Here is a 25,452-nt window from a genome sequence, read left to right as displayed (position 1 = left end):
TTGTGGATAGTGACGATGCCCATGAACATGATAAATCGGTGGTTGCGATCGCATTCCATCCCACCACCCGACTACTGGCCTCAACGGCCCAAGATGGTCAACTCTGCCTATGGAAAAGTGCAACCTCCTTACAACAACCCCTAAAACGACGACTCTGCTCAGCCAACGACGACTCCGCTCAGCCAAAAACGGCCCCTGAGCGGCCCCTTCGGCCCCGCTCAGGGGCCGCTTACCATTGATTACTCAGAAAATAGTTTTGACCGCTTACAATATGGGGGTAAGGATAGCTCGGCTCGCCTGTAATGACTGCCATCAATCTCAATTTAGAACCGTTAGTCGAGGAGCTGAGCCATGAGCAGTTCTACAGACTATGCATGGCAAACAGAGATGTTGTCATGGAGCGGAGTTCGACAGGAAAGTTAATTATTATGTCCCCAGTCGGTGGTGAAAGTGGTCGGCAGGAAGCTAACTATATTATCGATTTGGGTATTTGGAATCGTCAAACGGGTTTAGGAGAAGTATTCAGTTCCTCCACAGTGTTTAACCTACCCAATGGGGGTGATCGGTCTCCAGATGCAGCCTGGATTACGTTAGAGCGATGGAATGCGTTGACGCCAGAGCAGCAAACAAAATTTCCTCCCATTTGTCCTGACTTTGTGATTGAACTGCGGTCTGAAACTGACCGGTTGAAACCACTTCAGAAAAAAATGCAAGAGTATCTTGATAGTGGTTTGCGCCTTGGTTGGTTGATTAATCCCCAAGGAAAAACTGTTGAGATTTATCGACCAGGGCAAGCCGTTGAGATCATAAAGTGTCCGACTACGATCTCAGGAGAAGATGTTCTACCTGGGTTCGTTTTAGAGGTTAAGGGTTCCTGATTTCTGAAATTGTGGATTCCTGGGCATAGTTTACTGGGTTAGGAGCTGTTCGACTTCAGTTGCTTTTGAGGATATGTCCAGCTCTTGATAAAGAGATAGGCTAGCAGTTAAAAACTCTTTGGCTTTGATATCTGCGTTGGGTTCTTGTTGATGTGCCCAAGCTAGGTACATCTCACCCAGCAGTTTATTGGTTTCTGCTAAATTAACCAAGCTATCTACCGGGCTATCATCTCGGCGAACATAAAAATCTTTCAAATCCTCGCTTACAAGCGGTTCGTCAGGCTTAAATAACCGATAAATAGGCCGCCAGAAACTAATGCCACAATTTCCTGGGCTTGGATGTAGACAAGTAAATGGTTAACCACCCTTAGGTTTTATACACATTCATCCACCCAAGTCATGTAGCTAAACTATATGACCATAATTTTGCTAGTTGCAAACAGTGTCCAATTGCCCAAAAATCATAAGGCTAAAAGATATACTAAGTAGGCTTGTCACCCTGAAGCTCATCTTCCAAAGCTACAATGGCTAACCTGAAACGGACCCGTGAGGACATTTTGAAATCAATTGTCAGCACAGTTCATCGTCAGGGACTGACAGCGACAGGGTTAAGTAAACTGTTTGAAGTTAGCGGCGCATCATCGGGTAGTTTCTATAACTATTTTCAGTCAAAACATGAGCTGGGTCATGCCCTGATTGACTTTGAATGGTCTCAGCTCCAGGCCGATGTATTAGAACCTGCTATCTCCCATAGTGAGGATCCGATCAAGCAAGTCTTCTGGATTTTAGATCGACTAGAAGAAAAGCAAATGAAAGCGCCCAAATGCGGTGGCTGTTTACTCGGTAATTTGATTGTTGACCTGGTGGAGCAGGATCCCTCATTTCGCGACCATCTAATGCAGGTATTTAGCAAATGGGAAGGGGCCATAGCCCAAACGTTGCGTCAGGCTAAACCTCAACTCAGGGATGATATTAATCCAGAGCACCTGGCTGAACAAATCATCACGGCCATTGAAGGGGCAATGTTGATGAGCAAGTTACATCGAAATCAGGCCCGGCTCAAGCGAGGCTTTAATATCGCACGGCAGGCATTAAAAAATGCACTGTAGAATTTGATAGGTAATAATCACGTACCCTTTGGTGCAAATCCCTGTTCCGCCAAGCCTCTACATATTTTTCTCTAATGGAGAGCTAGCGATGGGAGAATTTTTACACTTTAGGAAATAAAATCAATTAACTGCCAAATTAGTTGGATGTACAGACGTTCTATGGAACGTCTCTTCCACAGTTACGTTTGGAATTTATTGATGGCTTGCTCCTTAGACATTTATCGCCTAAATAATTGCTTCTCTCTGAAACCTATGACCGAAACCATCAAGCTTGCTGTCAATGGCACTCTGATGCGGGGACTTGAACTTAACCCCAACCTTCTCAACGTCAACGCCACCTTTGAACGCGACGCTCAAACAGAACCCGCTTATCGCATCTGGTCCATAGATGACAAATATCCAGCCATGATCAAGGTCAGCTCAGGGGGCGTTGCTGTAGCTGTTGAAGTATGGCAGGTGCCCCTGGCAGGTTTGGGTGTTATCCTTTCCCAGGAACCGCCGGGGCTGGCCATTGGGAAGGTGAAGCTCCACGATGGCGAAGAGGTGTTAGGCGTGATTGGAGAACCGTTGACGGTGGCAGGGAAAAAGGAAATTACAGAATTCGGTGGCTGGCGGGCTTATCAGGACGCTAACTGAGTCTTATTTGAGCATGTGTTTATGCTGAATTTGATGCTAGTCCTACTCAAGGAGTATTTGAGACTAAATTCTCGTATGTGAAAGATTAGAACTCAGATATTCAGGATTTAAATGCTTATCGCTGGAGGACAGACTGAAGCCTGAGCTATAGCTAGCTAATATGTAGGAATTTATCAGTTTTTTGTAGACCAGCAACAAGTGTGCTACTATGCTTAGCTTGCTTAAGCAAATTATTGGTTGAAGTGTGAATGGTTGATAGCATATCTACAGTTGACTTATTCTGCGGTGCTGGAGGTTTGACTTATGGATTTGAACAGGCAGGTCTTCCAGTAGAGGTTGGCTATGATATCGATCCCATATGCCAATTTCCTTATGAGCGAAATACAAGGGCTCGATTTGTTCTTAAAGATGTAGAGCAGGTTAGCGGTAAAGACCTAACAGAGTCTTTGTATAACAGCAGCATTAGAGTTTTAGCTGGATGTGCACCATGCCAACCTTTTTCAACTTATTCGAGACGCTACACCAACAAAGGTACAAAATGGAAACTGTTGCGAGACTTTAGTCGCCTCATTCGAGAATGTGAACCAGAAATAGTCTCAATGGAAAATGTACTCCAGCTAAAACATCATTCAGTGTTCAAAGAGTTTGTTGAACATCTTCAAGAATCAAACTACTTTTGCACTATTTATGAAGTGAGTTGTCAAGACTATGGTGTGCCACAAACTCGAAAAAGATTAGTGTTGCTAGCATCAAAGCTTGGAGAAATTAACCTGATGGAGCCCACCCATAGTCCAGAGACATATGAAACAGTTGGCAAAACTATTGCACATCTTGAGCCTCTTGTTGCAGGGCAATCATCTCAAATAGATCGACTACATCGTAGTAGCAATTTATCCGAGCTCAATCTACGACGTATCCGCGCTTCAAAACCTGGTGGTACTTGGCGGGATTGGAGTGAAGATCTAGTAGCAAAGTGTCATACCAAAAGTAGTGGCAGGACCTATCCAGGAGTATATGGTCGTATGGAATGGGATCAGCCTAGTCCGACAATTACGACACAGTGTTTCGGGTTTGGTAATGGTCGATTTGGACATCCGGAACAAGATCGGGCTATATCTCTTAGAGAGGCAGCTTTACTACAGACATTCCCGGCTAATTATGAGTTTGTAGAGCCTGATGAACCTATCATATTTGAACGTGTAGGGAAAATGATTGGTAACGCTGTACCTGTTAAACTAGGCGAAGCTATTGCACAAAGCATACTAATGCATGTTAATGCTTAATACATATCTTTAAATCCCCCCAGAGCCTGATATATCTAAATATTCTTGACTAGAAAGATACTGCTCAATATTGACTAGTATTTGCTTTAAATATCTAATAGCTTTATTCTTGATATCCAAAAGTTCATCTGCTGTTTTATCTCTTCCTACTTCTGTAAACGATTTGAATCCGTGAGCGAGGTCATTTCTATTCGTTTTTACAGTCAGCAAATCACTGCCATTTCCAGTTCTTGAATAATCAGTCTGATGTGAAAATCCATATTCACTTGCAGTCTTTCTTATTTTCGAGGCATCAAGATTACCTGAGAAGAGATCACTTTTATCAAAGCCAGCAGCAATAATATCAACAGCTATTATATTTATGCTGGAAAACATTCTGTCAGGATTACGTTTCTTTAGATTTTTAAGAACAATTTTCTTAAGTTCAGGTCTGATTTGATCATAGGAGATGCCTCTAGCACTCAGCTCATCAAAGATTGCCTCTATTGCATTTCTCATGGTTGCTTCTATCAAGTTGTATAGAAGTAGAAAAGCACTAGCTTTCAAGGTTTTCAGTAACTCACTATCAACTTCCCTAATTTTGGGATTATCATCCTTATCATTCATACTGAGTTTGGTTGTAGCTTGCTCTAAGCTCTTGAGAAAAATGAAATATTTACTTACTTCCTTAGAGCGTTCGTTGAAGTCTTGAAATACTAGACTAGTCATAGATTTCCAAGGAGGTGGTCACGAACGTATTCAATACGACGTTCTACCTTAGGTCTAGAATTACTTGCATCGGAGGTTGTGTATTCCCTAAACTTTGGTGAGTCGAACCAATCCATTGAGGCTGGCTCTAAATGAGGGTTCTCTCTTAAAGCAAGTGCAGTACCTACAGCAATAGCTTCAAATCTAATACGAGGAGTAGTCTTATGTTTCTTACCTTTACTAAATCCATTTGGGAAGTACTTTTCTACAAAAATCAGCATGGCTTCAAATTCTGTTTTCATACTTGATTTTGGAAATTTATCATTATTATTACTTTCTAAATATTCATTAAGAAATTTATTTACATGGCGCTTAAATTTTTTGTAGTTATTTAAGTAAGCAAAAAATCTCAACACAAATTCTTGTGGCTCACGTCTATCAACTAAAGCCTGTGAAAATGGACACAACTTACGAAATCTAGGATTCCCTGATAATTCCTCAATAAACTCTAAGAATGGACCACGCTGTATTCCTATACGCTTCTCCATCTCATTTAAGGCGACACTGCCCGTATTTATTCGCTCAAACATATCTCTTCGGATAGCTTCATCTGCTTTTTCTGTTAACTGAATCATTCGAAGAGTAGTTCTTTTAAAGCGTCTTTGACGGGGAAGAGGTAAATCGCTAAATCTGAAGTTATTCAATTTTTTGAGTTTTTCGAGATTGTCTAGTTTTAAATCGTTTTTTAAAAACCTAGCTAAAGTCCTTATTCGCTGAGTGCCATCTATAATTTCTAAACGACCTTCATTTCCTTCATCTTCTTCATCTGGAATATCTGCAACGAAAATATATGGGATAGGTAAACCTAAAAGTACCGACTCAATAAATTTTGACTGTCGTTTATCATCCCAAGCCATCTCTCTTTGGTAGTCTGGGATAAACAATTCATTAGTATCATCTTCGTGCCCATCAAGATATTTTTGTACTAAAATCTCAACAGGATATTCCTTGGTGTCGTAGTCTACAGGCCTTCGCTTCTCACGTATTTCTGCCTCTGCGGCTTCCTTGTATTCATCAGTAATATCCGTAGGCTGCTGTGAGTTTACTGCTCTATGCATTTGACTCTCCAAGGTTGGCAGAGGGTAATCGCTATGCCTGAAAGTTTCAGACTATTACTTTGCAAGTATGATTCTAGCTGCTAAGTGATGTACTGAGTCAGTATAAAGCATATGCACTTTGCTGCCTTTAAGGGTGGGACTAGAAATAGCTGGGATGTAGCTAACTGGCTAATATGGTGCTGTAGCCAGAGTTCTGCTCAAAAGGAATTGGCACAATAAGTTATTTGTAGTTAGACAGCTCAAACGCTAATCAGCATGACAAGACTTTACACTCAGCATAGACGCCCCAACTGTCACTAAACCAATCTCAAAAATCTGTTGTTGCTGTAATTTTCTCTGCGATATCCACCAAGTACATAACACTATCAATGCTTTACTAAGTAGGTAGTTCCAATTAGCTATTAGATATCGAGGCCCCCTTCCGTCCTCCAATTCTGGACGTTCGGCGAGCACTCAGCTTTCGGCCCGAGCTCAAGTCGAGGGGGCGAGTCGGGGAGACCAAAGTCAAACCCTACAGAATTGGAGGTTGGGGGCAACCTCACAAAAGTTAAACAGCTTGCTTGTATTTTATAAAAGATTGGACTGACCTACTTAATCATGCCCAATACCAGAGTCTTTCAACAGAAATATAATGACCGGATAGATAAACAAAGTTGTAATCTCAAATATAGTTCTTCTCAAAAGAGGCAGATACCCCTCACCGGCATGCTACTGCATTAGTTTTTTAAAGTTTCCCCATTTCATCCCTCTCTATAGGAGAAACACTAGCTTAGGGGACTGCACAAAAATAAAGACTCAGTTTGGGGCTATAGATGGGGGGATGAGTGATGGGGTGATTAGTTAAGCGCAACAGACCACTAATCCACTATTCATTTTCACCGATCAACCGAGGTTTTGTATCCACCCTAATACCTCGACTAGCACGATTGGTCAGAGTCCGCTGCCAGTTTGCAGCCAGCAGTGGCAGTTCAGCCAGTTCAGCCACCTGGTCACGGCTAGTAGTACGATGATGCATCGTTTCATTCGCCCGCATCACCGTCCATTGAGGATAGGGACGATTGATTAAAACAAGCGGCTGCTTAGGAGTAACATACCCCTCTTGTAACACTCGAAAATACCAACCCGTTTTACCTGTGCGTTGCACCTGCAGGGCAAGATCTTTAATGCGCCATCGCCGTGACAGTTTCCAACAGGGTTGACGAGGTTGAGAGACCTGCACAATAGCGTCTCCTACCCCATAGGTATCACCAATACAAACCGATGATTCCGTTTGGCCAACCACTGTAAAATTCTCTCCGAATGCCCCATAGGGCAATGCTGGATTCATCAGCTGTTGTCGCCAATCAGGATAATGCTCAGCCGCATAGGCCAAAACGGCTTTTTCAGGCCCACCATGGTGACGTAAGTCAGCCTGTCTGTCTCCCTCTAAATTGGTTTTACCCAACCAAATAGACGCCTCAACCGGCTCTTTAAAGAAGCCAGTTGACCAGGGTCGATCCATGGGGTCAGATGCATTTTTAACCCCTAACTTTTTAACCAAACCTACCTGTATTGACGTTAGGTAGGGCGTCTCTACTAAGCTCATAGGCCTTGTGGTGGCTATATTATTTGACGGCGGCACTAATGGTGTCAAATGATGGCATCAAATGAGAAGATCTTCATAAAATGCACCAAATGCTCTATGAGGGTGACGAATTTGAATCTCTAGTACCCACAACTTAGATGACGGACAAAAGGAAATATCCGCGAGACCGCCTTTATAGTAAACATCATGGGGAAAGTCTCCCAGGCGATGACCACTTAAATCCATATTTAACACCCAACCCATCTGATGGGCAGTATCTTGTGCAAATTTATAGAGGCTATCCCCCCCCAGGGCATCTATTTTCCACTTGTCTGATACCGCTTGAAAAATGTGTTTTACATCGTCAGCACAGCGCCGTAGTATCAGATTTTCCCCTGTGACAAAGGTATCCCCTGCGGCCCCTTCATAGTTTCCCCAAACTGGACCCACATCAATGAAGTAAATATCATTTTCTCCCAGGCGAATGCCAGATACTGAGTCTGCCCCAATTGTTTTGATGGTGTTGGGGCCAAACCGTACACAGGGTTGATGCCAGTTTTGGCGAGCACCCATATCCTGCAGGGTTGCGATCGCGATCTCGTTGGCTTCTTCTTCCAGCATACCAACCTGAATTTGCCGAGAAATCCGTCTGACTGCCTCAAACGAACGGTCACGGCTTGCAAAAAATAGATCCTCAGAAAAATTAGCTTGGGTTCTTTCGAGTACCTGTTGTTCTAAGGTGTGCATAAAATGACGGTCCCTTGAAACGTAGTTATATGAGCCCTTAAGTCCTTCAGGCCTATAGGCTTACAAGCTATTGCTGAATGACACATTACATCCTATAAAAAGATTGGACTCATGTAATGGACCAATTCAAATAAAAAATAGTGTACCAATTATGTTACACCTCCAGCTTGATCGGCAGCGCTCCCATCATCCCTATTACCTGCAAATTATGGAGCAAATTCGTGGAGCTATTCTTGCGGGTCATGTATCCAGGGGGTTTCAATTGCCCCCCAGTCGACAACTTGCCATAGAACTCGGCATTGCTCGACGGACCGTTGTTCTGGCCTATGAAGAGCTATGCGCCCAGGGATATTGTGAGAGCCAGGTGGGCAAAGGTACCAGCGTTGCTGATGTCGCGTTGCTGCATGTAGCTCCCCTGGAACACAGAACAACCACTGGATTACCCCAATGGCTCGTGGGGAAAACCCCTAGGTCAGCTGTCCCTGAGGGTGAGTGGCAACCTACCCTTAACGACAAGAGCATCTCCCCACAGCAATCCTTGATTTGCTTCACACCCAGCCTGGCTCAAACAAATTTACTACCCCTGAAAGCCATGCAAAAGGCATTTCAAACGGTGATGCAAACGGCGTCCATCCATTTACAAGGGTACGAAAAAAATAACGGTCATCCCGAACTATTAGACGCTATTTGTCACCATGTTTTATCAAACCGAGGTATAACGACCTCTCCCAATCAGATTCTTATTACCAATGGGTCGTTACACTCTTCATATCTACTCGCTGAATTGTTTACCCCCCATGGTGGTGGCCTCAGTTATGGTGTTCCAGGATATCTGCCGATCTCTCGAAATTTTATAAAAAAAGGAATTCAAGGCATTCCTTGTGCTGTCGATACAGACGGAATTTGTCTCACTGAGGCGGCCCATTTAGCCCGATTTCACTACGTGATGCCGGAGCATCATTTTCCTACCGGTGTAACATTATCACCTGAACGCAGAGGACTCCTGTTACAACTTGCGAGTCAACAAGATGCATTAATTATTGAAGATGATTATGACAGTGAATTTTATTTTAACCGCCATCCATTACCAGCATTAAAAGCGGCTGAATACAATGAGCGGGTTATCTATTTAGGGACATTCTCCAAAACGTTATTTAATGGTTTGCGGGTCGGATACATCATCGCTCACCCGGAAATAATTCAGCAACTGATGGATTTACGTTGGCAAATGGATGGGGGAACCAGTCTAATTCTACAGCTTTGGTTAGCTGAATTACTCAAGTCTGGCACCATTGATCATCATTTACGTCGTATGCGCGTACATCATCGTAAAAAGCGCGATCTAATTGCTCAATATTTACACCGAGATTTTCCTCACTGGCAATGGCAACCACCCACTGGCGGCTTACAATTTTGGATTAAATTACCACCGGAACAATCTGCCCTCAAGGTGGTTCAACAATGTCGCGCTCTAGGCGTAAACGTTTTTTCCGGTCATCATTATTACTCATCTGAGTGTAAACAGGAAAGAGACCATTTAATTCTCGGATTTGGAACAGTGACTGAACAGCAAATTCACCAGGCCTTTAGTCAACTAAAGAATCTCCCCTGAAGCCAGACCCCACATCTGCTGCAAGCTCTGAAGCCTGTAATATGATCGCTTCGGCTGATTCGCTACTGAAAAGACTGATCAGCAGAGACGGATGCGTAGACCGGATGCATTAACGGGTGGGATTGCAGGGCAGCCAGGCCGCTCCCCGCCGCATAGATAAACTGTCGTCTTTGCATAGATGTGGGGTTTGTGGGGGTGAATCGGCTGGGGCGTTGGGTCCAGAATACAGAATTTCCTTCCCTAGGACAGCCCCATAGCCATGTCACTAATCAGCATAACGGGACTTTAAACTCAGCATAGACACACCAGTGGTCACCAACCCAATCCCCACAATCTGTTGTTGCTGCAACGCCTCTTGCAATATCCACCAGGCAAATAATGCCGTTAACGCAGGTGCGCTGGCGCTCAGTAATGCCGTTAAAGAGGCCCCAATCAGACCAATACCAGAGTTACTTAGAACATAGGCAATCAGTGTAAGGGTGGCTGAAAATACGGTCATCGCCAGAACGGGTGGCCAGGCATCTGGGGGTATCGTTATTTGCTGATTGACCAATAGAGTCAGACTGGCCAGCGTTGCCACGATAACAAAGGTATACAACGAAAACGGAATCGGATGTAACCCTGGATATTCAGGGTTTGCTTTGAGGGAGAATTCAGCAACAATACCATAGAGGCCAAAGCTAACCCCAGCACCAATCGCACAGATAATGCCCAATATAGGATTGGATACCCATTCAGATGGCGGTGTCAGGGTGGTGAGTACGACCCCCGTAGAAATGACCACCATTAGCCAAAGCTGATAGGGGCGTGGAGATTGTTTGAACAATTGCCACGCCAATAAAATAGTGATGGCTGGATAGATAAAAAAGATTGCGATCGCAACTCCAGCCACAATCTGACTCAGCGCTGTATACAACAGCGTTAAACCAAAAAACAAACAGACTCCACTCGCTGTCACAGATCCCCACAGTTTGGGCATAGTTGGCAGTGTTTGCAAAACCTTAAACGTGCTGGGATATAACCAGGGGGTAAGTGCGGTTAATAGCAATGCCATGATTACCATACGCAAAGCCAGCAACAGGACAACATGACTCAGTTGCGGAGTAACAAATCCACCAAAAGGAATCTGACCAAACAGCTGGCTTGGTGTAAAAAACAGCCGTAATACTACATTTTGAACCGAGAGACCCAGGGCGCTTAGCAATACTAAGCCAATCCCCATAAGTTTACTAGAACGAAGTGGCGTCATTGAAGAGATGCAGGATAATGACAGGCCACCTGATGATAGTCGTTAATGGGCTCCAGCGTGGGTGCTGTTTGCTGACAGCCATCATCCCCCTGCGGACAACGACCATACAATCGACAAATGTGGGGTGATGGGTTGATGGGACTGCGCGGCTCCCCCGTCAAGGGAATCCGATGGGGATTTGCCTCAAATGCAGGAATAGCGGAAATCAGTGCCTGGGTATAAGGATGTCTGGGCCGATTAAAAATCTCATCCGTTGGCCCCGTTTCCACCAGCTTGCCCAGGTACATGACCAGGATGCGATCGCACAGCAGCCTCACCACATTCAAATCATGGGAAATAAACAAATAGCTCATAGTCATCTGTTCACGCAGCTCTGCCAACAGATGCAAAATCACCGCCTGCACCGACACATCCAACGCCGATGTCGGCTCATCCAAAATCAGGAGTGTGGGATTTAATGCAATCGCCCGCGCAATCCCCACCCGCGCCTTTTGCCCCCCTGATAGCTGATGGGGAAACCGACTTAACAACTCTGGCGGCAATCCCACCTGCTGCGCTAACTCCGTCGCCCGTTGTTGTAGTCGCTGCCGATCCTGCCTTGACCCCAACCGCCGAATCGGTTCTGTAACTGTATCAAACGCCGTAAACCGAGGATTCAAACTATCACTCGGATCCTGAAACACCATCTGCAATTTAGCCCGCTGAGCACTGTGCGCAAACTCTCCCACCGACACCTGACCAATATCCACCCCATTAAACACAATCGACCCAGCCGTCGGCTCTAACAGTCGCGCAATCAACCGCATCAACGTAGACTTACCACAACCAGATTCACCCACCAAACCCACACTTTCCCCCGGCAAAATCGTCAGATCCAAACCATCCACCGCATGGAGATATTGCGCCTGTTTGCTTCCAGACATCCAACGAGGTGTCTTAGTAGCAACAGGAAAATGTTTTGTAAGGTTAGTGACTTGTAGCATTTTCTCTCTCCAACGGATACCAACACCCCACCCAATGTTCCTCCCCAACCTGCTGATAAACCAGCCCTTCTTTTTGACATTTCTCAGTCGCCCGATCACACCGACTAATAAACCGACACGGCGGCAAATCCTCCCGACGCAAATCCGGCAAACTCCCCAAAATCGGAATCAAATCATCAAATCCTTTATGGGGCTCCGGCGTCGCCGCAATCAGCTTCGCCGTATAGGGATGACGCGGCTGAGTAAACAACAGATGGGTGGGCGCACTTTCCACAATGTGACCAGCATGCATAACGATGATGCGATCGCAATATTCCGACGCCAGTGCCAGATCATGGGTAATCACCACCGTCGCCATCCGTTGTTCCGTTGCCAGCTCCTTCAACAAATTCATTACCGTCGCCTGGGTCGTCACATCTAACCCCGTGGTTGGCTCATCCGCGATCAGCAATTGGGGGGAACAAGCTAGAGCTAATGCAATCATAATCCGCTGACACAGACCACCCGATAGCTCGTAAGGGTACGCATCATACCGCTGCTGAGGATCAGGAATTTTCACACTGATCAACAATTCCAGGGCACGCTTTTCCAGTTGATTGCGCGGTAAATCTGCATGACAGCGCAGCACATCCACCAGCTGTTTACCCACCTTACGAATAGGGTTCAGCGCCACCCGAGGATTCTGAAAAATCATCGACAGATCCTTACCCCGCAGATATCGCAGTTTCTTTTCAGGCATCTTCAGGAGGTTATAGTGCTCTGTATCCTGGCTCCAGAGCACATCTCCATTGGTGACATGGCCTGCCCGGTCGAGGATGCCTAAGATGGCCAGGGCTAGGACGGATTTACCTGAACCACTTTCACCGACGATGCCGACGGTTTCTCCTTTGTTGATGTGGAAGCTGATGTTTTGTAGGGCTTTAACGGTGCCAGTGCGAGTGCGGAATTCGACTGACAGGTCGCGTACTGACAGCAGGGAGGTTTGAATAGATGTAGTAGTAGGTGGGGAGATCATGAGTTAGTTTTCATCGATTCCACTGCTGGCTAAAAGTTAAAGGTTTGGTATGTTCTACCCTGAGAAGGGCCGCCAAACAACAAGACGATAACCCAATTAATCGACCCTGCCGTAACCCCTATTTAACGCAATTGAGGACAACCCAATAGGCTGGGTTCTAGGGCGGCCTCCCGGCCCTAGCCATGGGGGTTTGGGGAACTCGGAGGGACCCCAAGTAACCGGTTTTGGTTCCCTCCGATCCACCTCTCGATTCACTCTGAATAAAGTCATCATCCTTACAGATTTTCTCTGGTGAATACGAAACAACTCTGCCTTACGAAGGGGAGGTGCCGAAGGCGGAGGGGTCTCGACCGTTGGCGCAAGTTTTCCAGACCCCTCCCTGACGGTTCCCCTTGGTAAGGGGAACCAGTTTTTGCCAAGCCTCTGGGAGATTTTGAACTTGATTCCCATGGTTTAAGTCCTCATTCTTGGGTCAATCAAATCTCGCAAACCATCTCCTAGCAAGTTAAAACAAAACACCGCTAGCATTAGCACCGCCCCTGGGAAAATGGCTAGCCACCATTCGCCAGAAATAATATAGGTGGCTCCTTCAGCGACCATAATCCCCCACTCGGGGGTGGGTGGTCTGACACCGAGACCAATAAACGACAATCCGGCTGCATTCAAGATAGCCCAGCCCATATTTAATGAAATATGCACCATCATCACGGGCAACACATTGGGAAACAGGTGAGCGGCCATAATGCGTAGATGACCGTTGCCTGCTAGCCTTGCGGCTTCTACATACCCCGCATCCCGACGGACTAAAATCTCGGCTCGTACTACGCGGGTGTAAAGGGGAAGATTGATCACCGCCGTGGCATAGATAATATTCTCTACAGTATTACCGAGGGCGGCGACGAGACCCATGGCCAGGATAAATAGGGGGAATGCCATGAGGGTGTCAATGACGCGGCTGATGATGAGATCGCACCAGCCCCCAAAATACCCGGAACAAGTCCCTAAAATACTGCCCAGTGCAAAGGACAGTGCCACCGCTACCACCGCAATGCCCAGGTCCAATCGGGTCGCCACCAGCACCCGGCTTAGCACATCCCGACCCAGGTCATCGGTGCCAAACCAATGGTTGGCTGTGGGGGGAGATAGGGCAACAGCTGCATTGCTAGCGACGGGATCGTAGGGTGCGATCGCATTGCCAAACAGGGCAAACAGTACGAACACAAAGAACAATAAAAATGCCCCAAATGTGACTACATTCTCGCCGATAATATAGCGAGCCTGGGCCAGTGAAGATTTGGAAACTGTTTGAGATCGGGTCATGGCTCCACTCCCGCCCGAGGATCAATCACGGTGTACAGCAAATCAATTAACAAATTCAGCACCACATAAAGCAACGCCATCGTCAGCACAAATCCTTGCACCGCCGCATAGTCCGAAGCAATCAGGGCAGACACCGCATAGGAACCAATTCCCGGCCAGGCAAAGACTTTTTCCACCAACACATTAGCCCCAAGCAAAAAAGAAAACACCACTCCCAATGTGGTCACCACCGGCAACATGGCATTGCGAAAAGCATAGCCAAACAGAATCGTATGGGGCGCTAATCCACTAGCTCGGGCCGTGCGAATAAAATCACTGGACAAGACACTCAGCATTGATGCCCGTGTCACCCTTGCTAAAGGAGCCAGAGCAAACAGGCCTAAGGTGACTGCAGGCAATATTAGCTGGCCAAATGCCGCTTGAAACGTTTTCCATTCCCCAGCCAACAAACTATCCACCAAAAACAATCCTGTCACCTGCTCCGGCGATGAGTAGAGAATGGCCAGCCTTCCTAGGGGAGCTGGTGCCACACCCAAACGAAAATAAAATACATAGATTAGCAATAACCCTGTAAAAAAGGTGGGCAATGACACACCTGTTGTTGCCAAAACTCTGACACCATGGTCAATCCAAGACCCTGGACGAGTAGCCGCCAGAATACCCAACGGTAAGGCCAAAGCTAAGGAAAAGACCAGCCCTGCCAAGGTCAGTTCAAGTGAAGCAGGCAATCGTGTGAATAAATCAGAGACAACGGTTTGCCCTGTGGTCAGAGAATTACCCAAATCTCCTTGCAGGATTTCGCCAACATAAATAATGAACTGTTCAGGCAGACTACGATTCAGCCCCAAAGTTTCTCGAATCTGATCAATAGCTTCTTGGGTCGCAGCAGGTCCAGCGAAATAAGCAGCCGGGTCTCCAGGGAGCGCGCGGGTAAGCACAAACGTGACGACAATGACACCAAGGATGCTAGGAATTGCGGCAATAATGCGACGGATGACAACAGAGAATGTAGAGGGACGAGACATAAGCTTTAGGAAGGGCGTAACCCTGTTACAGAGGCTTAACGATAACTGGTTCTCCTTCGTAAGGGGAACCGTCAGGGAGGGGTCTTCGAGATGCGGCACAAGTTATCGAAAACCCTCCGCCTACGGCATCTCCCCTTCGTAAGAGGAGGACACCCCTAAGCCTTCTTCAACTGCCGATAATCCAACTGTCTGTGGAACCAATACTGATACCCACTCACCCCAGGCTGCATCGCCACCGACAAATACGGCTGCGCCACCACGATCCGGGGCATCTCCTCAAACGCAATCTTCAGGAACCCTTTGACACTTTTCTCATACTCCGGATCTCCTGGTTCTGTGGCCAACGCCTTATCCACCAGCTTGTCTAACTCCGGATTCTGATAAGAACTACCATTAAACGTCGCATTCTGCCCGTGGTACGAATAGAAGAAGAAATAATCAGGATAGTTGAGCCAACCACCAAAGTTGTTAACAATCATCGGGCGATTCTTCTCCACCAGCACAGCCCGAAAGTTGGAGCCAGGAACTTTTTCCAAAGTAGCGTTAATGCCAATCTCAGCCAGGGACTCTTTTACTAATACACACAAGGGTTCAGCCCATTCTTGAGTACCCAAATTAAAAGCCAGTGTTGTATCAAACCCATCCGGGTAACCAGACTCAGCCATCAGTGCTTTTGCCTTCGCCATATCAGTGCTGTAGGGATACGGCTGCGGCCAGTCAATACTCTTCGGCTCAAAACTCTCCCCTCCATACATTTTGACACACTCACCATAGAGGGCCGTGTCTACAATGGCATCGTAGGGCATAGCATAGGCCACCGCCTGTCGTACTTTGACATCGCTAAAGGGGTTAGGAGTACCGTCTAGCTCCGGCTGAGAGTTCAGGTCAATGGTGTAGAGACAGTTTTCAATGGGGGTGGAAACAACCGTGTGCTTACCCATGGCTTTGAGTTCGCTAATGTCTTTTTCAGATACTTCATAGTTAATATCCACATCACCCTTTTCTAGCAAGGCACGACGATTACCTGACTCAGGCACATTCAGCCAAATAATCTTCTCAATAGCAGGGGCAGGACCAGATTTCCAGTCATCATTGCGCACCAATACGACTCGCTCTTCGGGGGCAAAGGTATCTAGCTTATAGGCACCACTACCAGCTGAATTGGCGTTGGTCCACTCCAGTCCCCAAGGGTCTGCTTCACTAGCATTAGGTTCAATTAGAGTAGAGTTCATGATGGCAGGGATGGGTACCGCCATGTCCATAAGAGTAAGCTTATCCTTTCTGAGGAAGTTAACTTGGAAGGTATGGTCATCCACAACGACAAACTGGTCAGGACTTTCCAGGGCTCCTGCTTTCATCTGGAATGAGGGGAAGCCACCGACGGACACAGCCCGGTCGTAGGACCATTTCACATCCTTGGCGGTGACGGGGGTGCCATCGTGGAAAATAGCGTCTTTGCGCAGATTAAAGGTGACGGATAGCTCATCGTCAGCGACGGTCCAGGATTCGGCTAGCTCGGGTTCGATGACGGTATAGTCATAGGAGAGGGAACCATCGTCTAAAGTTTTGGTGCCAAAGGTGACGAGGCGATCGTAGAGGCACCAGGAGATACCGTAGGCGGGGCGGTTGGTGCCCACTTGGTGGAGGTCCAGACCATTGGGAAAGCCACCACCTTGGACGACAGTGAGTACGGCAGGTTCAGCACCTTTGCCAGGATCGGCAGTGGTTGCACCTTCGGTTGACTCAGCGGCAGGTTTGGATGATGAAGCACAGGCATTAATAAGGGCTGCTAGGGATACGCCTCCGGTAAATGCTGTACCGCGCTTTAGTAGGTCTCGTCGCCGCATTGCCTGACTCCTTCGCTGACAAAGATGTTTAACTGGCAGCAGGTTAGGCCAGACAGACGAAGTTTTTCAGGAAAAATTCGGGAAGAAATCGGGAAGATTGAAGTATGGTCTACTTCTAGTTCCCGTACCATTTTTAAGCTTATGCCTGATACAACAAAAAATTATCCTCAAGCATGGTCCCGCTACGTAGCTCAAACTAGTGAACCAGGAAATATCCTCCCTGTAGAATTAGCTGATAATTTTGGACAACTAGCTAGATGGTCTGCACGATTTAGACTAGCAAAAAGCTTTAAAGCCTTAGACTTGGGTGACGGTTATGCTAACGCTGATACACCCCAACTGTATTCAGCCATTACAAGAATCTTTTTCGTTTATTCCACATTTGAAACATATTGCCGAATTATTGGCCTGAATCCAAGCAAAGAATCTCAATTACAGTCCCTCCAAAATTCTCAATCTCAATATAAAGTAATTAAGCGTATTCGTGAATTAGATCCGAACAATGCTTTACCTGAGTTTCTTTTTCAACATTTGACTGGAAACAACCTTAAGCAAATGATGTCTGACTTTCAAAATGGTCAAACAGTGAATGTTAGCTTTTTAGCTAGATGTATACGCCATGTTTTTGCCCATGGCATTCTAGCTGCTAACTCTACACAATTATCACCCAAACGATTCAATCAAATATCTCAAGTCATTTCAGATTTTCTCTTAAATTGTATGGATCAGGACTTTGACAACCGCACACCGCAAACAACATGAATGTTCTTTCAGAAAAACACTGGACCAGAATTCAGGAAACCATATTCTTACTGGCTATACCAGGTATGCAGAACTCTATCAAAGAAGGTTTAGCCACACCTATTGAAGAATGTGCAGAGGAACTAAATTGGTGAGTTAGAAACTTGTGAAGATATAATTGATCTTACATTATCCATCACCAGGTTGAATTGATGACAACCGCAGCTGTATCAAGATACGTTACGCGTAATCCAGACATATTAGGAGGGGAACCCATCATCATGGGCACTCGCGTTTCAGTGCGAGCGCTTGTTGGTCAATGGCGATTGGGCACTCCTGCAGAAGAAATACCCACACAGTTCCCTCAGCTGACGCTGGCACAAGTTTTTGATGCCCTCAGCTTTTATCTGGACAATCAAGTAGAAATCAACGAATACATTGAACGAAATCGTATTCCAGAAGAACTCATTCATCCTGCTGTCCGCAAAGCACTGGAAGCAGAATGAAAATATTTGCATCGCTCTACACAGATGAAGATATTGCCAATCTAGTGGCTACACTCTTGCGAAGCAGAGGTTTAGACGTCTTAACAACTGTCGAAGCAGAAGTGACAGGATACTCTGATGCAGAACAATTAGCCTTTGCCACATCTTTAGAACGTTGCATTCTGACCCATAATCGAGTTGATTTTGAAAGACTACATCTAGAATACGTTCAATCAGAAAGAGAACATTCAGGTATCATTGTGACTCCACAGAACAATGCTTATGAAGTTGCCAAGCGAGCTGGCATTATCCTAAATGCTTTGACTGCTGATGAAATTTACAATCAGTTGTTATATGCCTAGTTATTATACCTGTGGGTGATGAGACATTTTTCATAAGATTATATTGAACACTCATTTCTGGTTTGTTCAGTCTGATTTCGGCAAATTCTTCCACACCTGGCTATTAGCTTATAAGGTTTTCAGCAATTGGCGTGGGCGAGCAAATTGAACATCTTCGTAGCGATCGCGATGATGGACAAACATATAGTGCTCATACTCATACCAATGACGCTCTCCTTTTTCCTGATTACAATCCCGACAAATCACCCAGAAATTCCTAAAATCAAGTGAAAGCCAGGGATACTGAGCCCGAGGCAGTTTATGGTCAATAGTACGACCACCCCGATCAGCGAACCTTTCATTACAAACAGGGCATGTCCATTCCGAGTTCTCTCTCACCCATTTTTTGCTTTCAGCAGTCGTTCCACACTCGCTATTTCCGTTGATATATCGCCAACGATCAAACTTTCGATAGTCTTCAAAGTCTTGTGTAGTCAATCGGTTGTAACGCTTTTTACCAACTTTATCAGCCAGAGCAAATAGTTCTTCTAACGTTTTTTGATTGTCGGTCATAACAGATCACTCCCAATCTAGAGAGAATTTAAAAAACTATCGGCGTTTGCGCTTGGACCTTGATTTAGCTTTTGTTCTTGACTGGCTATAGTCAATAAACTCAGTCTCCAGCTCTGGCAACTGTCGATCCACCTCGTCAGCGATTTCGTTGGTCTCTGCAGCTAACTTGCGATTGAAATCAGCAATTTCCTCTGGAGTTTGATACTTATTACCAATCCGATCTGCTTTGAGGAATAGCTCTTCGAGCGTATCCTCGCTGGGATCTGGCTGCAGCAGCAGGTCGTTAATTTTTTGATATAGGGCAATGACATTATCCCACCCAACATTTTTGTATCCCTGCGTTTTTAGCAAGGCTTGATCTTTCTTGGGTAGCTTGCTACGCCGATCTGAATTTGAACGCTGCACTTCACGGTACCCCATACCGCTGAAGAGGCGCTTCCGGCTTTTTTTATGTTTCTTGGTAGCCATGGCGATACCCTCTACCCCAAGGTCCATCTAAACAGGCGAATCAATGCCTTACGAATTTCACTATCCTCATACTGCAGTAACATTTTAGTATCTCGGGCTAGACGCAAGCGGATGTGGTCAACGATATTTTTAAGTTCTTTATTGTCCTTTTTGAGTTGAGCATTCGCCTCAAAAAGCTCATCGTTTTGTGTTGTTAGCGTTTGAACTTTAGAGTTGAGGTGTAACTTTTCCGCCGTTAAACGCTTAACGTCTGCCTCAAGGGCAGCCGTTTCCTTTGTAATGATTTGTTTACGCTCAGACAGATTGGCCTTCGCCTTCTCCACCATTGCAATTTGCACTTCCAACTCCTGATATTCCGACTGGATTTTTTTTAGCTTCTTTTCTGCGTTGCTGCGAAGTTGACCATAGTACCGGTTATTTTTGCCAAGCTCTGAATTCTTTGAGGCGTAGGAATCCACAAGCTTAACGGCACTGGGCTGGCTTTGCAAAGTTGCCAACAACTGCTCACAATCCTCAGTATCGAGGGGCTGACTAATATTTTTGTTAATGCCGTATCGGTTTTGGAGAATGGCCTGAAGCTCTTTCTTTGAGGGCATTTTTCTATATTCTACGAAAACTGGAATATCCGTACCCATAACAGATGTTAACTTAAATTAGATGCATATATCCCCGAACTACATCCGTATAGTTTGGCAATTATTGGTGACTAAAGCGATGTGGCCTTCTCTACTTAGTAAGCTAGGTTGCCATCAGCATGACCGGACTATTAACGATGCATCTTTCAGACAAGATGTCGGGTAATACTACATCAGTAGCCACACTTTCATCATTGGTGAGCCAAGGAATTATCACACACATAAACGAAAACTATACTAAGGGCACTAAGAACTGATTACACCTGTGTGGATTAAATCGATGACAGCGGCACCTACATCAAGATACGTTACCCGAAATCCAGATATCCTAAACGGTGAGCCAACCATCGTAGGCACCCGCGTTTCAATCAGCGCCATTGTCGGTCAATGGCGCTTAGGAACCTATGCCGAAGACATTCCCACACAGTTTCCTCAACTTACGCTGGCACAAGTCTTTGACGCCCTTAGCTTCTACTTAGACAACCAGGTAGAAATCAACAAATATATTGAGCGTAATCATATTCCAGAAGAACTCATCCATCCTGCTGTTCATGAAATATTTGAACATGAATAGCTTCGATGGCTTCATCCATAAAGCTGTGATAGCCTACCAGCTAACCAACGGAGCCTACCATGGAAATATTTGCTGCCATTTTTAGTATTGCCATAGCCCTGACCATCGGAGCCATGAGCCCTGGTCCTAGCTTCGTGATGGTCGCTCGCACCGCATTAGCCGTTTCCCGCAAAGATGGCCTAACAGCGGCGCTAGGCATGGGTGTTGGCGGCGTCCTGTTTGCCACCATTGCCCTACTCGGTCTCCTCACTCTCCTCACCGCCGTACCCGTTCTCTACATTTCCCTAAAAGTCCTAGGAGGAGTCTACCTGATTTATCTCGGCTATAAAATCTGGCAAGACTCTGCCCAGCCGGTCACCTTGAATCCTACCGAGCAACAGACTCAGCAAAATCCAGTCTGGTATTCATTTTTCCTGGGCCTCACCACTCAAATCAGCAATCCCAAAACCGCTGTTGTTTATACCAGTGTTTTTGCCTCTTTACTACCCAGCAATGTGCCCGCCTTCGCAGTCATTGCCCTGCCAATTGTCGTCTTTATCATCGAAGCTGGCTGGTATTCCCTAGTCGCCTTAACACTCTCTGCTACCACCCCTCGCAGCCGCTATCTCGCCTCCAAAAAATGGCTGGACCGCACCGCTGGCACCATACTGTCCTTGCTAGGTGCTAAACTCATCTTCGAAGCGAATAACCCATAGGTAAGGCATGTGCGTCTCCGTCATCCAACATTACCTATTGTTCTCACCCTTCTTTTAGGCACTGGCCTATCTATCCTGGCCACCCTTGCTGTTGCTCGCTGGGAACATGCCAACTATCGCCTCCAGTTCCAACACCAAACCGATGGCCTCACCACTGCCCTCCAGCGTAGCATCAACCGCTACACCGATTTACTCCTGGCCCTGGGAGACTTCTACACCGTCTCAGAACAAACTGTCTCCCGTGCCGAGTTCAACCGCTTTGTCCAACGGGCACTCAAAACTTACCCCGGCATCCAGGCTCTGGAATGGGCTCCTGTTATCTCCGAACAAGATCGCAACACCTTCGAGACTACTATCCAGACCGAAGGCTATGCCTCCTTTCAAATTACCGAACGAGAAAGTCGCGGTGGCCTCACCCGTGCCGCATCCCGTCCTTATTATATTCCTGTCACCTATTTGCAACCCTTAGCAGGCAATGAACTTGCCTTCGGTTATGATCTTATCTCTGACCCCACTCGCCGCACCGCCCTTGAAACCGCCCGAGATACTGGGCAAATTGCAGCCTCCGGTCGAATTCGGTTAGTGCAAGAAAACAAAAATCAGTTTGGTTTTCTAGTCTTCTTGCCCCTATACAATAACTCCACAATTCCCCCATCCCAGACAGCTCGTCGCAATCAGCTCAACGGTTATCTACTAGGAGTTTTTCGGGTTTCAGATGTAATCGAAGAGTCCCTGGAAACCCTCAATTACAACATTGACTTTATCCTAAGAGATCAGAGTGCAGCAGCTTCTGAACAGTTATTAGGTAGCTATGATGCCGCTACTCAAACAGTGACAACGGAGATAGATCAGCATGTGGCTAACAGAACGCCATGTCCCTCATCCACTGACTGCACCCACACCCTTACTACCGGAGGACGTCAGTGGGCCATCACCTTTACTCCTGCTGCCAGTTATCCAGCCCTAGCACCCTGGGGTGCCTTGTCTACGCTAATTATCGGTTTGTTGCTCACGACAATAGTTGCTCGCTATCTCTTCCAAGCCCAAACAGAACTCTCTAGGGCCCGAGAACTGAGCGAAGCTAAAATTCGTCTTTTTTCCATGGCTTCCCATGAGCTACGCACACCCCTCAGTACCATTTTGCTCTCAGCCCAGGCGTTAGAAGCCGATACCCAAGCCAACAATCATCAGCATATCTATGGACGTATTCGAGCCACAGCTAAGCGGATGAATCAGCTACTGAATGATCTGTTGACCCTATCGCGGGCAGAGTCTGGCAAACTAAAATTTGACCCCGAAATTATCAACCCAGAAAAGTACTGTCAACAGTTAATAGAAGAGGTTCGGTTTAGCTTTGAAACATCTCCAGTCATTAGTTTTACAATATCCGGTGATTGCCAAAAAGCTTATATTGACCGGCAGCTACTGCGAGCAATTTTGACTAATTTACTCTCCAATGCCATAAAATATTCTGGACCTGAACCCCAGGTAACTTTAGAATTATCTTGTCACCATCATGAGATTATTTTCCAGGTGCAAGATCAGGGTATTGGTATCCCCAAAGCAGACCAGGCCAGACTTTACGAAGCCTTCTATCGAGGGACCAATGTGGGCAATATTGCCGGTACCGGTCTGGGATTATCAGTCGTCAATGCCTGTTTACAGCTTCACCAAGGTACCCTCGCCTGCAAGAGTCAGCTAGGCCAGGGAACAACTTTTAAGGTGACTTTACCACGCATTGATTAACGCCCCGAGGCACACAAATTCCCATGTAGGGTAATATAGGGGCTGGCCTTGCACCTGCCCTGAGATAGCTACACAATCATGCTAGAGGTAGGTATATTATTTTCCCTGTAACCGATACCCTACACCATGTACAGTTTCAATTAATGTTTTAGGTGCGCCAGCCACTTTGAGTTTATTGCGCAAACTTTTAATGTGGGCTTTAACAGTCTCTTCATCGGGTGGACTCTTCATGGACCAAAGAGATTCTAGAATGAAAGAACGGCTTAGCACTCGTCGACCATTGCGCAGCAGCAGTTCTAAAATTGAAAATTCTTTTGGGGTCAGGCGTAGGGCGTGTTTGTTGTAGTTGACCTCATAGGTGCTTGGGTCTAAGCTCAACTTTTCCCAAACGAGAACCATAGGAGACTGTGCACTGCCCCGACGTAACAAAGCCCGGATCTGGGCCAAAAGCTCAGATAAGTCAAAGGGCTTAACCATATAGGCATCTGCCCCAGAATCCAAACCCCGAACCTTATCCTGACTGGTATCCCGCGCCGTCAGCATCAGCACTGGCAGCTCATAGCCATGACTACGCAACCGCTGACATAGTCGAATCCCGTCTAGGTAAGGCAAGGTCACATCCATCAGCGTCAGGTCATAGTCCATCAGTTGCACCTGACTCCAGCCTGATTCCCCATCCTTAACAGCGTCCACCACGTAGCGCTGGGCCTCTAACACCTCTGTCAAAGACTCTGCAAGTTGACTATCATCCTCAACCAACAGAAGACGCATTGCTACCTATACCAACTGTCAATACTTCCTATCTAAAGATGACTAGATCATTACTCCTATGCTGTGTAATTGACTACACCTACTACTGACGATTTGTTACCGCTACATTACAAAACACTTAACTTGCAACAAAGTACACAGTTCTCTACGTAGGTCTCGTCTAAATTAACACCATAGATCTGCATGGCGAGGATAGGGTGATGGGTGGATGAGGAAGTACGCCCAGATTTAGTGCGCGAGGCCCGTCAGCACTAGTCCGTAGAAAACAATATTTACCTGTTTGGTCATCGAGGCTATGTAGCTGTCAAAGGGGGTGCTCAAGACTGTCCCTATATCTATCAGGCAAGATATGGTGACCGGTAATTATCGGCTGCCTTGGGAAGACGACGTGGTGTATACCGATGGTACTTCATGTGGATTTGACGCTCCAACCCGTGAGTATAAGGGAGAGGAGTGATCTTCTAGTGTTTTGAGCAATGGTTAGTAGCTTTTCTATATTTTCTAAACTGTTCGATTTTGACTGGTTGTATTCAACCTGAGCCTTGGTAGGGTGTGGTTATTGGACAACCATAACGTCACCACAAAAATTCCAGCTACTAAGCCCAAGCTGATCAGGGCAGTAATTATAAAAATTTTATTTTCTCTCATGACATGTTCGCTATAGGTGCGATGAAGCTAAGGTGAGATGCCCAAAAAGCTTCGAGAATTTCTGATAGTTAAGTAGCTCAAAGCCACTGCAATCGTAGATGCATTAGATATGGACGTAGACCTGAACGCTTGGTTCCCTAAATCAAAAATTAAAATTTGGTTCGTTGCGAACATTTTGATCAGAGATAGAAATGGTATGCCTGCTTTGGAGTGAGTGTAATACCCATGGGCCATTCCGTAACCTCAGCCCCCTATTCCTATCCTTACAATGGCGATCTGCGTCCCGACAATACCGCTGATCATCATTGATATGCAAACGGACTTTTGTCGCATTTTGGTACGTGGTGAAGCAGGCTGGGAAATCATCCCTAAGCTAGCTCCTCTACCAGGGGAAACTGTGATCGATAACCTGGTAAAGGGGCATTTTTTGCGACTGATCTAGACTTGTTGTTGCGTCGTAATATATAAAAAATCTTCTAAGCCAAAGCTTATCTAAGAACTCTTTTTACTCAGGCGAGATTCAGCTTAGCCCTGTTTACTAAAAACCGTCAAGCCGGTCATCGCTGGCAGTTCAAGTCCTTCTGACTATTTTTTCTCAGTAAACAACATGAAACTTACTTACTTTGCAGCCCTGGCTGTTTCTTCTATGCTGACTGTTAGCACAGCGATCGTTACCAACAGTTTTCAACCAGCATATGCAGC

General features: G+C 46.1%; 27 protein-coding genes and 2 pseudogenes. 14 read left to right on the top strand and 15 right to left on the bottom strand.

Going from position 1 to position 25,452, the window contains the following annotated elements; genetic code table 11:
- Positions 1-2: 2 nt before the first annotated feature.
- Together DXZ20_RS35295 and DXZ20_RS35290 are read left to right on the top strand one after the other, a co-directional pair.
- On the top strand, positions 3-239 hold the full coding sequence (locus DXZ20_RS35295; protein ID WP_163703160.1) for a WD40 repeat domain-containing protein: 237 nt from the start codon (positions 3-5) through the stop codon (positions 237-239).
- A gap of 63 nt (positions 240-302) precedes the next feature.
- Positions 303-878 (top strand): Uma2 family endonuclease, encoded by a 576-nt coding sequence (locus tag DXZ20_RS35290; protein ID WP_163703159.1) that lies wholly within the window; start codon positions 303-305, stop codon positions 876-878.
- A 30-nt stretch (positions 879-908) separates the two neighbouring features.
- Here DXZ20_RS35290 and DXZ20_RS35285 read toward each other — a convergent pair whose 3' ends face one another.
- Positions 909-1,133: a hypothetical protein gene (locus DXZ20_RS35285; protein WP_163703158.1), complete on the bottom strand. Its 225-nt coding sequence runs from the start codon at positions 1,131-1,133 to the stop codon at positions 909-911.
- 269 nt (positions 1,134-1,402) lie between these two features.
- Here DXZ20_RS35285 and DXZ20_RS35280 point away from each other — a divergent pair, with 269 nt between their 5' ends.
- The 3 genes from DXZ20_RS35280 (at position 1,403) to DXZ20_RS35270 (ending at position 3,906) form a co-directional block, all read left to right on the top strand.
- Positions 1,403-1,987, top strand: a complete 585-nt coding sequence (locus DXZ20_RS35280) for a TetR/AcrR family transcriptional regulator (protein WP_163671134.1) — start codon at positions 1,403-1,405, stop codon at positions 1,985-1,987.
- Positions 1,988-2,239: 252 nt separating this feature from the next.
- Positions 2,240-2,623, top strand: a complete 384-nt coding sequence (locus DXZ20_RS35275) for an allophanate hydrolase-related protein (protein ID WP_163703157.1) — start codon at positions 2,240-2,242, stop codon at positions 2,621-2,623.
- A gap of 248 nt (positions 2,624-2,871) precedes the next feature.
- Positions 2,872-3,906 (top strand): DNA cytosine methyltransferase, encoded by a 1,035-nt coding sequence (locus DXZ20_RS35270; protein ID WP_163703156.1) that lies wholly within the window; start codon positions 2,872-2,874, stop codon positions 3,904-3,906.
- A 9-nt stretch (positions 3,907-3,915) separates the two neighbouring features.
- On the opposite strand, the gene DXZ20_RS35265 is transcribed toward DXZ20_RS35270, so the two are convergent.
- From DXZ20_RS35265 to DXZ20_RS35250, 4 genes are all read right to left on the bottom strand, one after another.
- On the bottom strand, positions 3,916-4,614 hold the full coding sequence (locus DXZ20_RS35265) for an MAE_28990/MAE_18760 family HEPN-like nuclease (RefSeq protein ID WP_163703155.1): 699 nt from the start codon (positions 4,612-4,614) through the stop codon (positions 3,916-3,918).
- Positions 4,611-5,711 (bottom strand): GmrSD restriction endonuclease domain-containing protein, encoded by a 1,101-nt coding sequence (locus DXZ20_RS35260; RefSeq protein WP_163703154.1) that lies wholly within the window; start codon positions 5,709-5,711, stop codon positions 4,611-4,613. The genes DXZ20_RS35265 and DXZ20_RS35260 overlap by 4 nt, the downstream gene beginning before the upstream one ends.
- Positions 5,712-6,576: 865 nt before the next feature.
- Positions 6,577-7,296, bottom strand: a complete 720-nt coding sequence (locus DXZ20_RS35255) for an MOSC domain-containing protein (RefSeq protein ID WP_163703153.1) — start codon at positions 7,294-7,296, stop codon at positions 6,577-6,579.
- A gap of 57 nt (positions 7,297-7,353) precedes the next feature.
- A complete protein-coding gene (locus DXZ20_RS35250; RefSeq protein ID WP_163670659.1) occupies positions 7,354-8,022 on the bottom strand; it encodes a M24 family metallopeptidase in 669 nt (222 codons plus the stop codon).
- Positions 8,023-8,173: 151 nt separating this feature from the next.
- On the opposite strand from DXZ20_RS35250, the gene pdxR reads away from it, so the two are divergent.
- Positions 8,174-9,634 (top strand): MocR-like pyridoxine biosynthesis transcription factor PdxR, encoded by a 1,461-nt coding sequence (gene pdxR, locus DXZ20_RS35245; protein ID WP_163703152.1) that lies wholly within the window; start codon positions 8,174-8,176, stop codon positions 9,632-9,634.
- Positions 9,635-9,899: 265 nt separating this feature from the next.
- Here pdxR and DXZ20_RS35240 read toward each other — a convergent pair whose 3' ends face one another.
- The 6 genes from DXZ20_RS35240 to DXZ20_RS35215 form a co-directional block, all read right to left on the bottom strand.
- Positions 9,900-10,883 (bottom strand): DMT family transporter, encoded by a 984-nt coding sequence (locus tag DXZ20_RS35240; RefSeq protein ID WP_163670663.1) that lies wholly within the window; start codon positions 10,881-10,883, stop codon positions 9,900-9,902.
- Positions 10,880-11,866 (bottom strand): ABC transporter ATP-binding protein, encoded by a 987-nt coding sequence (locus DXZ20_RS35235; RefSeq protein WP_163703151.1) that lies wholly within the window; start codon positions 11,864-11,866, stop codon positions 10,880-10,882. The genes DXZ20_RS35240 and DXZ20_RS35235 overlap by 4 nt, the downstream gene beginning before the upstream one ends.
- A complete protein-coding gene (locus DXZ20_RS35230; RefSeq protein WP_163703150.1) occupies positions 11,850-12,881 on the bottom strand; it encodes an ABC transporter ATP-binding protein in 1,032 nt (343 codons plus the stop codon). Before DXZ20_RS35230 ends, DXZ20_RS35235 begins: the two co-directional genes overlap by 17 nt.
- A 453-nt stretch (positions 12,882-13,334) precedes the next feature.
- Positions 13,335-14,201, bottom strand: coding sequence for an ABC transporter permease (locus tag DXZ20_RS35225; RefSeq protein WP_163703149.1), 867 nt, complete (start codon positions 14,199-14,201; stop codon positions 13,335-13,337).
- Complete coding sequence (locus DXZ20_RS35220) at positions 14,198-15,226, bottom strand: ABC transporter permease (protein ID WP_163670671.1); 1,029 nt, start codon at positions 15,224-15,226, stop codon at positions 14,198-14,200. The genes DXZ20_RS35225 and DXZ20_RS35220 overlap by 4 nt, the downstream gene beginning before the upstream one ends.
- 155 nt (positions 15,227-15,381) lie before the next feature.
- Positions 15,382-17,073 carry an ABC transporter substrate-binding protein gene (locus DXZ20_RS35215; protein WP_163703148.1) on the bottom strand — a complete coding sequence of 564 codons (1,692 nt, stop codon included), beginning with the start codon at positions 17,071-17,073 and terminating at the stop codon, positions 15,382-15,384.
- 141 nt (positions 17,074-17,214) lie between these two features.
- On the opposite strand from DXZ20_RS35215, the gene DXZ20_RS35210 reads away from it, so the two are divergent.
- The 3 genes from DXZ20_RS35210 to DXZ20_RS35200 all read left to right on the top strand — a co-directional run bounded on the left by DXZ20_RS35210 (position 17,215) and on the right by DXZ20_RS35200 (position 18,661).
- Entirely contained in the window at positions 17,215-17,835 is a 621-nt protein-coding gene (locus DXZ20_RS35210; RefSeq protein ID WP_250566035.1) for a hypothetical protein, read from the top strand.
- A 191-nt stretch (positions 17,836-18,026) separates the two neighbouring features.
- Positions 18,027-18,320 (top strand): DUF433 domain-containing protein, encoded by a 294-nt coding sequence (locus DXZ20_RS35205; protein ID WP_163670677.1) that lies wholly within the window; start codon positions 18,027-18,029, stop codon positions 18,318-18,320.
- Positions 18,317-18,661, top strand: coding sequence for a DUF5615 family PIN-like protein (locus tag DXZ20_RS35200; RefSeq protein WP_163670679.1), 345 nt, complete (start codon positions 18,317-18,319; stop codon positions 18,659-18,661). The genes DXZ20_RS35205 and DXZ20_RS35200 overlap by 4 nt, the downstream gene beginning before the upstream one ends.
- A gap of 108 nt (positions 18,662-18,769) precedes the next feature.
- Here DXZ20_RS35200 and DXZ20_RS35195 read toward each other — a convergent pair whose 3' ends face one another.
- Genes DXZ20_RS35195 through DXZ20_RS35185 form a run of 3 tightly spaced genes read right to left on the bottom strand, consistent with a single transcriptional unit; the run spans position 18,770 to position 20,277 of the window.
- On the bottom strand, positions 18,770-19,213 hold the full coding sequence (locus DXZ20_RS35195; RefSeq protein WP_163670681.1) for an HNH endonuclease: 444 nt from the start codon (positions 19,211-19,213) through the stop codon (positions 18,770-18,772).
- Between the two features lie 36 nt (positions 19,214-19,249).
- A complete protein-coding gene (locus DXZ20_RS38080) occupies positions 19,250-19,681 on the bottom strand; it encodes a hypothetical protein (RefSeq protein ID WP_250565193.1) in 432 nt (143 codons plus the stop codon).
- A gap of 11 nt (positions 19,682-19,692) precedes the next feature.
- Complete coding sequence (locus DXZ20_RS35185) at positions 19,693-20,277, bottom strand: hypothetical protein (RefSeq protein ID WP_250565194.1); 585 nt, start codon at positions 20,275-20,277, stop codon at positions 19,693-19,695.
- Positions 20,278-20,596: 319 nt separating this feature from the next.
- Here DXZ20_RS35185 and DXZ20_RS35180 point away from each other — a divergent pair, with 319 nt between their 5' ends.
- The 3 genes from DXZ20_RS35180 to DXZ20_RS35170 are packed head-to-tail and all read left to right on the top strand — an operon-like array spanning position 20,597 to position 23,331.
- Positions 20,597-20,890, top strand: a complete 294-nt coding sequence (locus DXZ20_RS35180) for a DUF433 domain-containing protein (protein WP_163670685.1) — start codon at positions 20,597-20,599, stop codon at positions 20,888-20,890.
- 59 nt (positions 20,891-20,949) lie between these two features.
- Entirely contained in the window at positions 20,950-21,585 is a 636-nt protein-coding gene (locus DXZ20_RS35175; RefSeq protein WP_163670687.1) for a LysE family translocator, read from the top strand.
- A 9-nt stretch (positions 21,586-21,594) separates the two neighbouring features.
- Entirely contained in the window at positions 21,595-23,331 is a 1,737-nt protein-coding gene (locus DXZ20_RS35170; RefSeq protein ID WP_163703146.1) for a CHASE domain-containing protein, read from the top strand.
- 96 nt (positions 23,332-23,427) lie between these two features.
- Here the strand turns inward: DXZ20_RS35170 and DXZ20_RS35165 are convergent, their stop codons facing one another.
- Positions 23,428-24,102, bottom strand: coding sequence for a response regulator transcription factor (locus DXZ20_RS35165; protein ID WP_163703145.1), 675 nt, complete (start codon positions 24,100-24,102; stop codon positions 23,428-23,430).
- Positions 24,103-24,306: 204 nt separating this feature from the next.
- Here DXZ20_RS35165 and amiF point away from each other — a divergent pair.
- Positions 24,307-24,559 (top strand): annotated as a pseudogene (amiF, locus tag DXZ20_RS38075) (formamidase); the annotation flags it as partial.
- A gap of 416 nt (positions 24,560-24,975) precedes the next feature.
- Positions 24,976-25,209 (top strand): annotated as a pseudogene (locus DXZ20_RS35160) (cysteine hydrolase family protein); the annotation flags it as partial.
- Positions 25,210-25,452: the final 243 nt, after the last annotated feature.

Origin of the sequence: Adonisia turfae CCMR0081, from assembly GCF_011009555.1 — a bacterium.
GTDB lineage: Bacteria > Cyanobacteriota > Cyanobacteriia > Phormidesmidales > Phormidesmidaceae > Leptothoe > Leptothoe turfae.
Note: the sequence above shows the minus strand (reverse complement) of the source record. Positions and strands in the feature narration are given on the sequence as shown.